This window comes from Nesterenkonia sphaerica (genome assembly GCF_005771565.1).
GTDB classification, from domain to species: Bacteria; Actinomycetota; Actinomycetes; order Actinomycetales; family Micrococcaceae; genus Nesterenkonia; species Nesterenkonia sphaerica.
Window position 1 is genome coordinate 16,194 of the sequence record NZ_VAWA01000017.1, and the last position, 14,530, is coordinate 30,723.

General features: G+C 63.4%; 14 protein-coding genes. 2 read left to right on the forward strand and 12 right to left on the reverse strand.

Going from position 1 to position 14,530, the window contains the following annotated elements; all coding sequences use genetic code 11:
• Positions 1 to 2 precede the first annotated feature (2 nt).
• From FEF27_RS11010 to FEF27_RS11065, 12 genes are all read right to left on the reverse strand, one after another.
• Positions 3 to 476, reverse strand: coding sequence for a helix-turn-helix domain-containing protein (locus FEF27_RS11010; RefSeq protein ID WP_166430003.1), 474 nt, complete (start codon positions 474 to 476; stop codon positions 3 to 5).
• 656 nt (positions 477 to 1,132) lie between these two features.
• Positions 1,133 to 1,762 (reverse strand): hypothetical protein, encoded by a 630-nt coding sequence (locus tag FEF27_RS11015; protein WP_138170921.1) that lies wholly within the window; start codon positions 1,760 to 1,762, stop codon positions 1,133 to 1,135.
• Between the two features lie 25 nt (positions 1,763 to 1,787).
• Positions 1,788 to 2,237 (reverse strand): hypothetical protein, encoded by a 450-nt coding sequence (locus FEF27_RS11020; protein WP_138170923.1) that lies wholly within the window; start codon positions 2,235 to 2,237, stop codon positions 1,788 to 1,790.
• Between the two features lie 99 nt (positions 2,238 to 2,336).
• The gene (locus tag FEF27_RS11025) at positions 2,337 to 6,134 is read right to left on the reverse strand and encodes a tape measure protein (protein ID WP_138170924.1); all 3,798 of its coding nucleotides are present in this window, start codon (positions 6,132 to 6,134) and stop codon (positions 2,337 to 2,339) included.
• 41 nt (positions 6,135 to 6,175) lie between these two features.
• The gene (locus FEF27_RS11030) at positions 6,176 to 6,841 is read right to left on the reverse strand and encodes an HGGxSTG domain-containing protein (protein ID WP_138170926.1); all 666 of its coding nucleotides are present in this window, start codon (positions 6,839 to 6,841) and stop codon (positions 6,176 to 6,178) included.
• 448 nt (positions 6,842 to 7,289) lie between these two features.
• The gene (locus FEF27_RS11035) at positions 7,290 to 8,105 is read right to left on the reverse strand and encodes an Rv1352/Rv1906c domain-containing protein (protein ID WP_166430004.1); all 816 of its coding nucleotides are present in this window, start codon (positions 8,103 to 8,105) and stop codon (positions 7,290 to 7,292) included.
• A gap of 656 nt (positions 8,106 to 8,761) precedes the next feature.
• On the reverse strand, positions 8,762 to 10,132 hold the full coding sequence (locus FEF27_RS11040) for an ATP-binding protein (protein WP_138170930.1): 1,371 nt from the start codon (positions 10,130 to 10,132) through the stop codon (positions 8,762 to 8,764).
• Positions 10,129 to 10,563, reverse strand: coding sequence for a hypothetical protein (locus FEF27_RS11045; RefSeq protein ID WP_138170932.1), 435 nt, complete (start codon positions 10,561 to 10,563; stop codon positions 10,129 to 10,131). Before FEF27_RS11045 ends, FEF27_RS11040 begins: the two co-directional genes overlap by 4 nt.
• Positions 10,564 to 10,667: 104 nt before the next feature.
• Positions 10,668 to 10,958 carry a hypothetical protein gene (locus tag FEF27_RS11050; protein ID WP_138170934.1) on the reverse strand — a complete coding sequence of 97 codons (291 nt, stop codon included), beginning with the start codon at positions 10,956 to 10,958 and terminating at the stop codon, positions 10,668 to 10,670.
• A 16-nt stretch (positions 10,959 to 10,974) separates the two neighbouring features.
• The gene (locus FEF27_RS11055) at positions 10,975 to 11,199 is read right to left on the reverse strand and encodes a hypothetical protein (protein WP_138170935.1); all 225 of its coding nucleotides are present in this window, start codon (positions 11,197 to 11,199) and stop codon (positions 10,975 to 10,977) included.
• Positions 11,192 to 12,091 (reverse strand): hypothetical protein, encoded by a 900-nt coding sequence (locus tag FEF27_RS11060; protein WP_138170936.1) that lies wholly within the window; start codon positions 12,089 to 12,091, stop codon positions 11,192 to 11,194. Before FEF27_RS11060 ends, FEF27_RS11055 begins: the two co-directional genes overlap by 8 nt.
• Positions 12,088 to 12,327, reverse strand: a complete 240-nt coding sequence (locus tag FEF27_RS11065; protein ID WP_138170938.1) for a helix-turn-helix transcriptional regulator — start codon at positions 12,325 to 12,327, stop codon at positions 12,088 to 12,090. Before FEF27_RS11065 ends, FEF27_RS11060 begins: the two co-directional genes overlap by 4 nt.
• A 146-nt stretch (positions 12,328 to 12,473) precedes the next feature.
• Between FEF27_RS11065 and FEF27_RS11070 the strand changes: the two genes are divergently transcribed.
• On the forward strand, positions 12,474 to 13,214 hold the full coding sequence (locus FEF27_RS11070; RefSeq protein ID WP_166430005.1) for a helix-turn-helix transcriptional regulator: 741 nt from the start codon (positions 12,474 to 12,476) through the stop codon (positions 13,212 to 13,214).
• Positions 13,207 to 14,457, forward strand: a complete 1,251-nt coding sequence (locus FEF27_RS11075) for a tyrosine-type recombinase/integrase (protein ID WP_166430006.1) — start codon at positions 13,207 to 13,209, stop codon at positions 14,455 to 14,457. The genes FEF27_RS11070 and FEF27_RS11075 overlap by 8 nt, the downstream gene beginning before the upstream one ends.
• Positions 14,458 to 14,530: the final 73 nt, after the last annotated feature.

The following is a 14,530-nucleotide window of genomic DNA, read 5'->3' on the forward strand; positions in this document are numbered from 1 at the left end:
ACTCAGCTCTTTGCCATTTCATTCTTGACAAGATCCACGCTGACCGCCCGGCCATGAGTATGTAACAGCCCCAATTCTTGAACGCGCTCCGCTGAGGGGTCATGATCATGATCATGGCGAAACCCTACGAACTTCCAACGTCCAAACTCCTCAGTCTGCATACGGGCCGTTGGAAGTTCGGCACCGGCTGCCGGCGAATCTTGGCGGGCTTCAACGGGCCGGGAACTCAGGATGAGCTCGAAGCCAAGCGCGTGAAGCGTGTCGGCGAGCTTGCGAACAGTAATGTTCCGCTCCCCTCGGAGCCGATTGGACACCTCGCTCTTGGAAACATTCAGGGCTTTCGCTAGAGCCGTGCGAGTAATCCCGGATCGCTCCAATGCGTCAGCAATGAGTTCGCTGGAATCGACCATCGCCGCTTCTTGAGCATAGGTACGCCTGTACTGCGGATCTTTCATGTCCTGATCAAAGAGTCCCATGACCGTGTCCCTTCGCCCTACGCTCACAGTCCCGATAGATGGAAACTGCTTTTTCAATCTCCCGAGGCACTTGGTTATTGCTCGGCTTCTTGGTGCCATGCGTTAAGTGCCAACAGCCGGCTTTCTCTACAACGTAAATTCGATACGGTTGCGGCTTAAGCTCAAGCACAACAATATCCCCTAAGACCTTCAGTGTTTTGATGTTCTCTTGAGACTTTATGCGGTGGCCGTTTTTATGCATTTCCAACCACCTCTGGAGACGAGTGCGCGACTTCTCGGGAAGTTTCGATACATACTTATCGGCATCGGAACGTCCTGACTCTCGCACGCACAGCCACTCGGTATCACTGTCTTCATAGACTCGCTTCCAAGCCCCTAGTGCAGTCATAACTTAACTGCTCCCATCAAACATAGCACGTGCGCGCAACCTACTGTGACCTACTTCATACTTGCCACCATACATTGACCTCCACAGTCGGAGGCGCGCAATGTGGGGCGCCTTCTCGCCGAGACGCGTAACTTCGTCAGACACACAAACAGCACCCCACCCAGACCAAAGTCCAAGTGGGGCGTCTGTTCATGTACGGTGCAACGGCTACGGCATCGTGGAACGTACTATAGGTCACCCTCCACGGGGTCGTATGAGGCTGGAGCTCTTACTCCTGGGAGGCTGCCTCGGAGGCCTCGCCGCCGCCCTCCGGCGCCCCTTCGGGCGTGACGATGCGGCGGGTGGTGAGCCGGTCTGGGGTCTCCTGCGAGGCCAGGAGTATGGTCTGCTTGATCCGCGCCCATTGGCCCCCTGCTAGTGGGCCCTGGGAGAGCTTGTGCCACTGGTCAGCAGTGAGGCGCTCGCCGCCGATGGTTCCCAGCTTGGCCAGCGCTATGCAGGTGCCGACGATGGACTGGTCCCACTGGCGAGTGCTGTTCTTCTCGACCTGGGCGTACTCGGCAGCGAAGGCTTCGGCGTCGGTGTCGCTGAGCGCCTCAACGGTTACCTCAGCCTTGGAGGCCCGGATCCTGGCTTCCAGCTCCGCTTGCTGCTCCTGGAGCTCTGCGGCCTGCTGGGCGGCCTCCTGGGGGTCCTGAAGGCTTGCACCCTTGTTGTGGGCCTTGATGCGCTCCTGCAGCTCCTGAGCCTCTCCCAGGAGGCCTGGATCCAGGTAGACGGTGAGGGTGCGAGTATGGCGTTTGCCCTCGCCCAGCCACCTGTTCAGGTCGAAGGTGGGCGGGTCTTCGGTCGCGGCCTCGGCCTGAGTGTGGGTCTCGGTGGTGAGGTTCTCTGTCATGGGGTTTCCTATCCGGTGGTGGGGGTTACTGCTCGATGGGCTCAGCGTGTTCTTTGGGCAGCCATTCAATGCCGGTGAAGCTCGGAAGGACGCCTATGGAGATCAGGTGCCCCATGGTGAGGACTTCCTCCAGGTGCATGCCTCGCTGATTGACGTAGGTGCCGATGATGGGCCCCTGGCCTCGCAGAAAGTCCTCATAGGTCACCTGAAAAGCGCAGGTGCCTACTGGCCAGGCGCTCGCCGCCTCGCCGGGGTCGTCCCAGAACACGTTCACCGCCATCACGTACCGTTCGCCCTGCCTCTCGAACGGGTCCGGAATGTCGATGCGGTGGTGACAGAACATCTCCAGGTTGCGGTTCTTCCCGGCCCGGATCCGCGCCGCAGACGCTTTGTCCACGCGATCCCACAGGCGGGCTACCTCGTCGATTGTGGGTGGCTCGTTTGGCTTCCAGCGGGTGAAGTCGATGTGGTGCATGGTGATCCCCTGTCTCTCGTGGTGGTCAGTCTGCGAGCGCCTTGGGCTCTGTGGTCTCCGGTCTGTGTGCTGTCCCCCGGGGTCCATGCTGGGCGGTATTCACCGGTCACCCCCTGGTGCGCTGGTATCCCAAATGGAGATCTGATCGAGTCCGCGCAGGGTGGCCTCGATGTCGGTCTCGCGGACAGGGTTGTGGTTGGTCTGGTAGAGCGCCACACGGGGACCGGAGGCCATTGCTCGAGCCAGCCGGTCATAGTCGATGGACCCACCCCCGGAGTGGGCGCGAACACTGGAGGCTGGGAACTCTCGGGCGAACATCCCCGGCCCGCTCCGGCCGCCGACTGCGAGCTTAGGAATGGAGGCTGCTGCGGCCTGGATTGCGGCCGGCCGGTCCTGGTTGATGGCATGGAGTAGGTCGTCGTACCGGTCGGAGGATTTGCGATTGACCACCCATTCCCGATCATCCACAAAGGCGGTGGGCTGGCCTGTCAGGGAAGAGATGCCGAGGATTTGGTCAGTGCCCAGGCCCGTGGCGGGGAGCCGCCCCCCAGTGGAGCGTCGCGGGAGCCCTGCACCGGGCCTACCTCCGGAGGCGAAGCTACCGAGCCCCATCCCTACCCGGCCGCCAGCGGCTCTGCGGCCCAGGACACTGCCGACCACTGAGCCGACCCCACCGCCCACGACGCCGACTCTGATGGTCGCCGTGCGAGTGCGTGCCAGCCGGTTCAGCGCCGCTTCGGCGAGGAAGGTGGCGGCGTTCGCTGTCACAGTGGTGTTCCAGGGGGTGTTGATGAACAGGCCCATGTCGGCGCGGACCGGTCCGTCGTTGCCGTTGAAGTCCACGTCAGTGGCCCACGGTGTGCCGGTGAACCGGCCCATACTGGAACGGGCAGGGGAGTCCTCGCCGTCGAATCGAATCGGGGTATTCCAAGGGGTGTCGATGAACAGGCCCATCCCGGACCGGGCAGGGGTGTCGTTGCCGTTGAAATCGACATCGGTGCTCCACGGGTTATTCGTGAAGTCCCGCATCAGCGAGCGCACCGGCTCATCCTCACCCAGCAGCGCGATCAAGGTCTCCCAATCACCGTTGACGAACGCCATGGCCACCTCGCGGGCTCGCTCGTCATCACCGATGATCTCGACCAGGGCCTCATAGTCGCCGGTCTCCAGGGCGGTCAGGGCGGCCTGGGCCTCTTCATCGTCAGCGCCGACCAGAATTTCTACCCAGGTGGGGATCTCGTTGATCGTCCGGGCGGTCTCTTCGGCGATGAGCTGGGCGGTGCGATCCATGTGGGTTTCGATGTCGATGTTGTCCGGGATCCCCAGCATCGTCCGGATCCACTCTTCGGCCTGCTCGCGGGACTCTCCGGCGGCCATCCGCCAGGCGATGATGTCTTCAATGCCGCTATTGAGGTGCTCTGATAGGGCTTCTTCGCTCGCGCCGAGGATCGCCATGCCTTCGGCTGCGGAATGCACGTCCATGACCATGTCGCGCATCATCCCGGCGTAGTCACTGCCCGCCTGTGTACTCTCATCCAGGGTGATGAGAGTGTCGCCGAGTTGGGCGTCGTACTCGGCCTGGGAGATGGTGCCCTCTTCGAGAGCGACCTTTAGGTCCGCCAGGCGCGTCTCTTCTTCTGCGAACAGGTCGTTCATCTCGCGGACCGCGTCAGCGTGGGAGTGGACCTTTGCCTCAGCGTCCATGTTCATCTCGCCCACGGCCATGAGGTTCTCGACCAGCTCGCCCAGTGAACCGGTGGCCTCATCCACGGCATCGGCGACTCCTGCGTAGGCGTCACTGAAGGCAGAGACGGAGCCGGCCGCCTCATCGAAGGCGCTCGCGGCGTTGTAGGTGGCGTCCGCGCCCTCTTCGAGCAGCCCGGAAATGACCTCCCAGTCCTCGCCAGCGGCGAGCGCCGCGAGCGCTGCAGCGTTTACCCCGTCAGCCAAGAGAGCCTGGGCGTCAATCACCACACCGGAGGCGCTCGCCGATTCTTCAAGAGCGGAGATGATCCGCGGATACCGGTTTGCCAGGTCTTCAGCAGACCATCCGAGCTGGTCCGCCATTTGGGCCACTTCGCGCATGCCAGCGGCAGCCTGATCATAGTTTCCAGCTTCGAACGCCGAGACGAGCGCCTGGTCGAACCTGTCCACAGCCTCAGACGAGACGGTCATGTCGTTGGCGAGGCCGAGGAAGTCCGCCCCCATCTCCCGAAGTCGATTGTTAAGCGACGGGTCAGTGAGGCGCTCCATAGCCCCGCTGAGGCCTTCTACACTGTCGCCGAACAGGGACCACCGGTCGAAGTCGACCAACGAATCAGTGGCGCCCCGCTGGCCTTCTGCCAGCCGCACAAGGGCCTGCTCCATGGATCCGATGGACCCGGTGAAGTCGTCCACGTCGCCGCCGATGCGCTTGATGATCGTCCAAGCGCCCCACGCGGCGGCCACCGCACCGACACTCACAGCCAGGGTGCGCAGGCCTCCCAGAGTGGTGAACAGGCCACGTGTGAGGTTCGCTGTGGCAACCAGCGCCTGTTTCGCCCCTGTGGCGAACGCAAGGATTTGTGTTCTTGCCAGACCCCAAGCGCCACCCATGGCGACTATCCCGGCGGCTGCAGTGAGCCCGAGCCCGGAGAGCTGCAGGATGAGAGGGTTAATTTCCAGCAGTGCTGACCCAAAGTCTGCTGCCATATTGATTGCCCCAACCAGAAAGCCTCCCCCGTTGGGGTTCACCAGTGGTGTGGCGATGATCCCGCCCAGGTCACGGATGCGGGCACGGATGCGGTCCAGGGCGCCCGTCATGGTGTCCCGCAGACCCTCAGCGGCACCAGCGAAGCGGGTGTTCATGCCCTCAGTCAGCGCGCTGATCGCGGTTTCAGCGTCCAGTGCGCCGGCGGTGATCTGCTCACGAATCTCATTGCCGGAGACGCCCATGGCTTCGCCGATGATGTCGGCGGCGTTGATACCCATCTGGCCCATGCGCTGGAGCTCTCGGCCTGTAATGCGCCCCTGGCCCTGTACCTGACCGAGGATCTCGACCAGTCGCATGACCTCTTGGTCACCGCCACCGATGGCGGCCACCGCGTTCTGGATGCCCTCCATGGTGGGGACCACGTTTTCGGCCTCCATACCGAAGGCCATCAGCTGCTGCTGCGCCTCGATCCACACGTCACGGGCGAAGGGGGACGTGTCAGCGAACTCGTGGAGCCGGTCCATCTGATTCGCGGCGGCCTCAGCTGAGCCGGTCATGGTCTCCATGGCGCGCCCTGCGACCTGCTGCAGCGTGTTGTAGGCGATGCCGGTGTTAATCACCGAGGTCATCACTGCTGCGATGCCACCGCCAGTGATGGCCAGCCCTGCGGCGAACCCGCGGTTCTCCTGGTTGATGCGTGAGATTTCCCGGCCGAAGGTGCCGAAGTGTTCCCCGGCGGTGACTGCGGCGCCTCCCAGGGACAGCAGTGCCCCGCTGAACCCTTCGGTGTAGGACAGGCCCGCGGCGAACGATGATCCGAGCCCTTGAAGCCCGTTGGCGAATGTGCCGGTGGTGGTGGTGGCCTGAGTGAACGCGCCGCTCATTCGGTCAGCCTCCGAGGCGGTGCCTGAGATCCCCCCGGAGAGTCGGAAGAGCGCCTCAGAGGAGGCGCTGGCACCGGTGCTGGCCGCCTGCGTAGCCGAACCCAGGTTTTCCATGGAGCCGCTGGCGCTGTCAGCGGCGCTACTGGCCTGTTGGAAGCCCTGCGAGGAAGCCTGGGCGGCCTGCGAGGCTCGAGAGGCAGACTGGTCCAGCTTGTCGGCCGAGGTAGCCGCACGGTCGGTAGCCTGGGCGGCCTGGTCCATGGACCGGATGTAGCCGCTGATGTCCGCGGAGAGAACGACGGTCACAGTCCGGTCAGCCATGGTCTCCCCTGCCTCCTGAGCGCGTCATCGGAACACCTCGCCTAGTTCATCGCCGCGTGGCTGGCGGCGAACTGGCGCAGCACGCCAGGAACCACAGAGGGAACCCGTGCCTGCTGCTCGGTGGTGAGCTCGAGCGAGTCCAGGATCCGGTTGATGGCGCTGTAGAACGTGGCAGCCTGCCGCTCTGTGACGTCCAACTGGCGCTGTTCTACACCAGCCTTCAGGGCTGCGGTGGTGTACCGGGCGAGCTGGTCTTCAGCCTCCTGTAGGAGCTTCAGCCAGATGCTGGCCCCAGCCTGCTCGGTTTCCTTGTCGATGGGCCCGTGGACGCCTGAGCCTTTCTCGTGGCTGGTGAGTCCCCACACCATCGGGTGCCGCCGCAGGTCGACCTCGCCATCGTGGGATTCCCCCTCGTGGGCTTCAAGCTCAGAGACGATCTGCCTGAGCGCGTGCACCTGTGCGTGCTTCTGGGTGACGAGCTCCAGTAGGGCCTGGGTGGGGTCCACGTTCGCTTCTGGGACTTCTCCAAGGATGGAGAGCTGGCGTAGTGCGTTGCGGCGCTCTCGGCGCTCGCTGGCGGCCTTCTGTGACTGCGGGGATCTTCCGCCGTGGGTGCGGCATCGCGTGGAGTCCATCATCGGCGAGCGCTGGCAGGGCTCCCCGGTGGTGCGGTTTCTCGCCCCGCAGATTTTTCTGTCCTCTGACATCTCGCTCTCCCTGTCTGCTGCTGGCTCTTGCATGTGGTGACCTGCCCCTGGTGTGATGCCTTCCCCTCTGGGGAAGGAGGTCAAGTTTCATTGTAGCCTTCCCACAACGAATTGACCCGTAAATAGTAGAGTTCGGCCAAGTCGGAAGGTAGACTGAGGGTGCTGCTCTCGCCGGGTCGTTTCTGACCTTCAGCGCCCCTCCGGGCCCCCCTGTCCCCCGGAGGGGCGCTTCTCTGTGTAGACAGGGCGGCGAGGCTCAAGCCGTCTGCGGTGCGCCAGAAGGGTGGCTTTCGGGCCTGGCGTGTGGATTCAACCCTTGCAGGTCGTCAGCGAGTGCAGGGACTGCGAGCGCCGAGGGTCTGGCGTTGCCGGGGTCCCGGACTACCGGTGAGCCAGCGTCAGTGTTGCCGTGCCACGGGAGCAACCCGCAATCGGACCCAAGGGCCGCCTATTGCTTCTCCCAGGTGCCGCAACGGTCCGTGAAGAACGAGTGGTCAGTTTCGGCGATGTCTACCTCAGCACGGAACCCGCTCCGCATGAGGTTGTTCTCAACGATGTTCCCAGCGGCGTCCAGGCGCTCCCAGTAGCACCCATCGAACCCTGATTCAGACTCTGTGACATAGAAGCCCGGCGGCATGTCCTCGCCCACTCGGTAAGAGCCGCTGCCGAAGCTGCCATCCGGCTCTTGAGGCTCTCTTGCCTCATTGACCTCAGCGATCCGCTCTTCGACCTCTCCGCGGTCAGGATGGTCTGGGCATAGCACCAGTGCGCCCTGGACTTCCTCCTGTTGGCCCTCGCTCCACGGCAGGCCCCCAGATCGGGTGCTGTTGTCACCCAGCAAGGGAGTGGCGCAGATTCCGTACAGAACGCGCAGTGACTCTTCCTTGTCGTAGTTCGCAGTCTCGAGTGCTTCGCGTTCTGTCTCGGTCAGGTCGTAGGAGCCAAAGCTGGAGTTATAGCTCGCCTCGCACCGGACATCGTCCCGGGCGTCGAAGCCCTCCCAGGCGGCTTCAAAGCTCTCATAGGACCCCAAGTCAGAAGGTTCGGTTTCTTCTGTGTCCATCTCGCGACAGGAGATGCTGAGGTCTTCAGCGGGACTGACCGAGGCAGGCGACGCGCTCGCGGTTGTGGCCTCCGGTGCTGGCGAGGAAGTCTCAGCGACTGGAGACGCGGTCGTCTCCGCCGCTTCGGTCGCTGGCTGAGCAGGCGCATCATCTTCGGTCTCGCCACATCCAGCCAGGGCGCCAGCGAGCGTGGCTGCCATCGTCGCCAGGATAGCCCTACGCATGACGCCAGCCTATAACCAGCGAGCGCCGAACGGGAGGTGAGGACGACAATTCCTTGACGGCTTCGCAGGCCTCAGGGGGTCGCCTCTTCGCTCTTCGCCCTCCACCGTGCCCACGCGGGCCGGTCTCCGAGGTCTCGGTAGGGAATCCGGTCTGATGTCGCCTCACGGCCAACCGGGGTTGCTGCTCGGCTCCCCCCGTTCGGATCTTCATCACGCGGTCACTCTTGTCTGGGTTCAGGTGTGGAATTATCACGGTGCTTCTCCTGCTCTCTTTCTCTGTCTGTGAATGCCTTGACTGCCGTGTGAGCCAGAGCGTGCCGAGCGCGCCGCCCCTTATAAGGGGCGCGGCGCACTGGCGCACTACCGCCCCGGCGCACTTTTGGCGCACTCTGGCGCACTGGCTGATATGGCTCTGCATCCCTGTAATGACGGGCTTTTGAGTGCGCCAAATCTTCCCGGCGCACTGGCTGTATTTGAGTGCGCCAAAGACCCTCCCAAAAACCCCAGTGCGCCGGCGCACTCCGGAGCGCTCGACGCGCATCCCGATAGGCTGGTCTTGGATCCCCCTACTTCCCTGTAAAGGCGGGGCTTTTGGTGTCCCGGCGCAGTCTCGGGGCGGTGCTGGGGAGGTGTTAGAACACAGCATGCTGACTCAACTCTGGTTCGAGGGTGCCTTTCGCCCCCATCTTTCCCAGCCAGACCACTCCCGTGGGGGTGAGGTCGTGCAGCGTGGCGTTCTTGCCCCCGGCCCGCGTGACGATGTAACCCTGCTCGAGAGCCCAATTGATGCCTGCCTGGATTGCAGCCCTGGTGTGGTCTTCCTTCAGTGCATCCTGGATCTTTCGCTTAGACAGCTCCGCGCTGGGGTGTTCTTGAAGATGGGTGAGCACGGTGATCGCGGCGGCCTGGGCCTCTGCTGTGAGCCGGTCCCGTTTGCGGCTGCCTCCGGCGATGACGAGCCGCCCCCGGTCGTCTCTTTCAACCCTCGCCTCGGGCACGTTGACGTCCCGACCGTAGGCGGAGAAGTACCGATCGCTAGTCATGTCGTCGGCCTTGCCGAGCACGCCCTGCCACATGGCCGCGTTGGAGGCTCTCAGGGCGCTGTCACCGCGGGCGCGCTCGCCGTTGTGCCCGGTGTGGTGAACGATCATCGACTCGGCCGCGCCCATGTCCGCCATGAGCTCGTCCCAGGCGGTGAGGAATCTTCCAGCCTCTCGGTTCTCGTCCAGGCCGAGCGCGTCCAGCATGGGCCGCAGGTTGTCGAGGATGACCACCTGTCCGGGCCCAGCCTCCAGGTGTCGGGCCCAGCGCTCCCGTGTCTCGGGTTCGAGGATGTTGAAGCTGGAGAGGTGGCCTTGGAGAGTAATGGGCCGGATCAGTTCGGTGTTGGTGATCTGTTGACCGTCGAGCCACCGGGCGAGTGTGGAAGCTGTCATTTCGGTATCGATCAGCAGCACCGCCGGGGGTTCCTTCTCCACTGCGAACCGACCGAGGAAGGGGTCCCCGTCTGCCAGCGACCTGAGCAGGTTCGCCACCGTCGAGGTCTTTCCGAACTTCGGGGCGGCGGTGAACAGTACCCGTGACATTGCTGGCCACAGCCCATCTATCAGGTACGGAGTCTGATCGTCGAGGTGCTCTTCAATGAACGCATCCAGGGTCGGCAATGCAGGGAGTGGCACATCCCTGGCGTCTTCGGCTGCGAGCGCCTCACGGGCTTGCTTGCGGCGCCGCTGAGAGGCGATCTCTTCATCAAGCTGGGACCGTTCGATCTTCTCGGGGAGGTCGGTCAGCTTGGGTATGTCGACGGCTATCGGCTCGCCCTCGATGGTCGCTGCGAGCGCGTCCGCTGCTGCGTAGGGCACCAGGAAGTCCCGTGCATATCTGGCGTGTGGGGAATCTTGGCTGGCCTTCATGATCGCCCGGTGTGACTCCCAGAACCTCTCCTGGACGGGCTCGGGGAGTCTGTCGACGATGTTGCGGATGCTGTGGGTGAAGTCGATCATGCGGCGTTTCCTCGCTCCATGATCTGGCGGGCTCGCTCACGCTCGCTGCGAGAGAATCCGGCTAATGGGTCACCGTTGAGCCTGCGCAGCTCGGTTATCCTGAGGCGCGGATCCGGGGGGATTTCTACGTGCTCAATCCCGACGATGTAATACTCCTGGGTGCCGTGGGTGTCTGCGTATCGGCCGGCGCAGTGCGCTATGCGGTGTTCACGTCTGCTCTTGAGGCTCACCCCGTGGGTGTGGGTCCTGGCGCACCAGGGGCACCGGACCTCTACGCCCAGGTGGAACCGTGGCATGAAGTTCTCGTCGAACCCAAGACCTCGGATCCAGTAGGCGCGGATCACCTCAGCTTCACGGCACCCCGGCCTCGTGCCAGCGGTGAACACCACATTGTGGCCGCCCCTGTTCCTGTCCTGCTGCTGCCTGCTCATGGGCCTGTCGTCCCTTCCTGCGCTGCTTTACCGTGTGGAGCGCTTCTAGTCCTGTCAGTCGTACCCGGCGCCGGGAGAGCCCCTGCGTGGCCCCGGCGGTGCTGTCATTTCCCTGCGGCCTTCCACTTACGGATCACGCCCCTGTGGCGAGAGCGCGTGCTGCTGGTGGTGTAACCGGCCGGTGTGATGATCCCGAGCCTGCGAGCGCTGCTGAACGCGCCGCCGACCCAGTTCGGGTGAGCGGGCTCCCCGACGAGCCGCCGCAAGTCGTCGGCGGTGAAGGTGGTGTCGTAGGTCCGCGCTCGCCGCGCCAGGGCTTCGATGCTTTCCCTGGCGTCAGCGAGCCAGCTGGCCTTGGCCTCTCCTGGCGCTTCTAGCGACATCGGAGTAGTCATGCCCTCAACTCGCCCTTCACCGGTCTGGCCGGGCCCAGGGGTGGTCAACGATGAGCTTGGGAACCCCGTTGACGTCGGCGATGCGGTGCAACCCTGTGCTGACTGCCGCGCTCTTGAGGTTCTCCACGGTGTAGCCGGTGTGGGCTGCGATCCGTTCGACCATGGCCGCATCCCAGCCGGTGATGCTGACAGTGGCCTCCTGCAGGGCCTGGGCTTGCGCCTCTGGCATCCGCTCACCCATCACGGTCACCTCCTGCCCCGACGGTGGCCAGTTCGCGCTCGCGGTCGAACAGGTGGCCGTGGTCTGCGGTCCAGGCGTCGACACGGTCAGCCTGGGCGATGAGGAACGCGGCCAACTGGCGAGCCTGCTCTGGGGTGGCGTGGAAGCCGCCGCTGCAATCACGAAGCGCCCATGGCAGGTCAATCTCCAGCCCCATGCCTGGATCCAGCCGCTCTTGTCCCCCGAGGGTGCCATTCAAGGACGGAGAGACCCTGATGGTCGTGTCGGCAATCTCGAACCGGGTCGGGGCGAAGGAATGGATGTCGTCATCGTCGTCACGTCCGCAGAGGCCATCCCAGTCGATGCAGCCCTCTGGGTGCCACTGTCCAGCGACTCTGGCGTAGTCCCGTGCCGTGCTCGGCAGCACGCGGCAGAGCCGGAAGACGCGCTGCGGGTCGTGCTTCTGGCATTCCTCCCAGACGGGGCCGATCACTTCCCAGTCTTCGGTTGTGATGATCATCCGAGCGGCCATCGTGTGGGCTTCCTCGCTGGTGTAACCACCGGGGCTGTTGTCTGTGAGCCTGGCGTGAGCGAGCATCACGGCGAGGGTGTCGCGGCGCTGTACGTGCGCCAGACCGGCCAGCAGGTCGATGGTTCGGGTATTCGCGTTATATCCACCCCAGTACCCTTCGGGAAGCTCGGGGTGATCTTCGACCTTCACCCCGATATGTGAGGCGAGGGTTTCGAGGTCGGCGACGGTGAGGCCGGTCGGTGCGAACCCTGCGGGCACAGGCGTATCGTTGGTCATGAGCGCTGCCTTTCTTGGGTGGTCGTTCTCAGCGGTCCGGATATCTGCTTGGCGGTGGAGTCCGGGCCGCTGCTCTGTTGGCTGGGTGGTTGCGGTGGTGCTCATGCGGCGGTTTCCTCCCGGTGGGAGTTGAGCCAGTCAAGAGCGTCGGACTTATCGACATAGACGCGGCGCCCAATCTTGATCGTTTTTGGACCCGTGCCCTTGTGCCGCATCCAGCGCCACGTGGACTGAGGGATGCCGGTCATCTGCTCCAGGTCTGGGAAGCTCAGCAGTTCCGGGAAGCCCTGAGCTGATCCAGCGGCGTCGTGCCCGCTGGGGGTGCTGGTGGCGGTAACCATGCGGTGAGCCTTTCTTGTAGTTATCTTCCAACTCTTGCGGCGATATGGATGGATTATCGCTACTCATGACTCTAACTTCACTCCGCAACGGTGTCAATCATCCACATATACTTGTGTCGTGGTTGCGTGTTCGCTACAGTCCAAGCATGTCCTATGCCACGAAACTCGATCAGGCGTTCCCGGAGAAGCTGAAATTACGGCGCCAACACCTAGGCATGTCCCAGCAGAAGCTCTCAGACACGCTCAAAGCCGATGATGTGCATTTGAGTAAGCACGCCATCGCACAGATCGAGGTGGGTAAACGCGCTGTGAAGGTCGGGGAAGCGTTCATGATTGCCCAAGCACTGGAAACTGACCTTGATGGATTGCTTCGCACCCCTTCGCCCCTCTCACAGGTCGAGGAAAGAGGCTGGGACACGTTCGCACCGTGGCAGAGCGCTCATCGGTCAGGCACGAAACTGCTAGAGACCATCTCCGAATTTCACGAGGTCCTGCCTTCCATTGACGAGCACGTCATGGGCGCGGAAGTAGCAGGGCGATACCGGGCCGCACTCGCCGACGTGAACGACAGGACAGGGCCAGTCAAAGCGGCCATGTATGCGCTCTGCGAGTGGGCTTTCCAGCGACACGGTCTTCACAAGTACCTGCCACCAGGGGCCACCGAAGATGCAGCGGAACTGGCTGGCTCAAGCGGTGACACTCTTGAAGATCACCTGATCCCGGACGACAAAGTCCACGCCGTGCTGCGGTACGCCCAGCGCAACCCTGAGGACGTGAAATCCCACTGGTGGGGGTCTGACCTCCTGCGCCTCCACGAGGCACATGGCAACCTCCCGACATTCGCCGGCGAAGAGCCGTCCGCGAGCGCGGGAGCCACCGATGGCTAAGCGATACGTTCCAGGCACCACGCACATTCAAGACCTTTGGTACAAGCGTGACAAGACCCCGTCCCAGCGACACAAGCGGGGTAAGAGGTGGCGAGCCTTCTGGGTCGATAATCTCGGCCAGGAACACACCGCGATGTTCGGCACGAAAGAGGAAGCCAAAGCGCACCTCGCCGACGTCACCGCATCCCTGAAGACGCACACCTACGTCAATCCCGAGCACGGAAAGGTCACCGTCGGTGAACTCGTCGAGCACCACTTAGACGCCTTCGTGGGGAAACCCAAGACCCTGGGCACAAAACGGTCCCTGGCGAAGACACAGGTGCTCCCCCGCTGGCAGCACGTGCCAGTCCGCGCCGTAGAAGCCTCAGACGTGCGAGCCTGGATCGCCGCCATGATGCGCGGCGAGAATGACCGGAAACCGGTCAGCTCGAAGTGGGCACGGGATGCCGCCATGCTGTTGCATGCCGTGCTGAAAGATGCCGTCGCTGACCGTCGGATCGCCTTCGACCCCATGGTCACAGTGAAGCTCCCGTCGAAGGGCAGGCCCCGCGACCAGTACCCCCTGACGATAGAAGAGGTCTATGCGCTCGCCGACGCCATGACCATCAAAGACGATGATGGCCAGCCCGAGAGTGGCGTAGTGCAGGTGGACCGGGCACTGCTGCTCACACTGTGCTTCACCGGGATCAGGGTTGGCGAAGCGCTGGGCCTGACTGCGAGCGCAGTGGACTTCAACCGGCGCCGGATCCACATCAGGCGCACTTACGGCCAGGATGAGCACGGCCGCACCATAGAGTCCACACCGAAGTCTCACGAATCCCGCTGGGTGCCGATCCCCGCCCAGCTCATGGGCGAACTGCTCCCACTTGTGGAAGCACGCACCGGCAAGCAAGACATCTTCGTGGGTCCCCGCGGTGGCACGGTCCGGGCCGATAACTGGCGCAACCGGGTCTTCACTCCTGCGCTGGTCGACTGCGACCTCTACGACCCCGACAGTCCGCGTGTGGTGCACGACCTGCGGCACACCTACGCCTCACTGGCAGTCCGGGCCGGGGCGAACGTGAAAGCGCTGCAGAGAGCCATGGGGCACGCCAGCGCGTCCATCACCCTGGATGTGTACTCACACCTGTTCGACGACGACCTTGAAGCGCTCGGCGAGAGCCTCGGGAAACTCAAGCCAAAACCGGCCCAGCCAAAACCCGTTCGTACCCATTTCGTACCGGCGTCTCAGCCAGCCTCTTAGCGGCGCTCGCCGCCAAGCATAGAGAAACCCTCTACTTCCCTGTGTTGGTGGGCTTGTAGAGGGTCTGTGATGC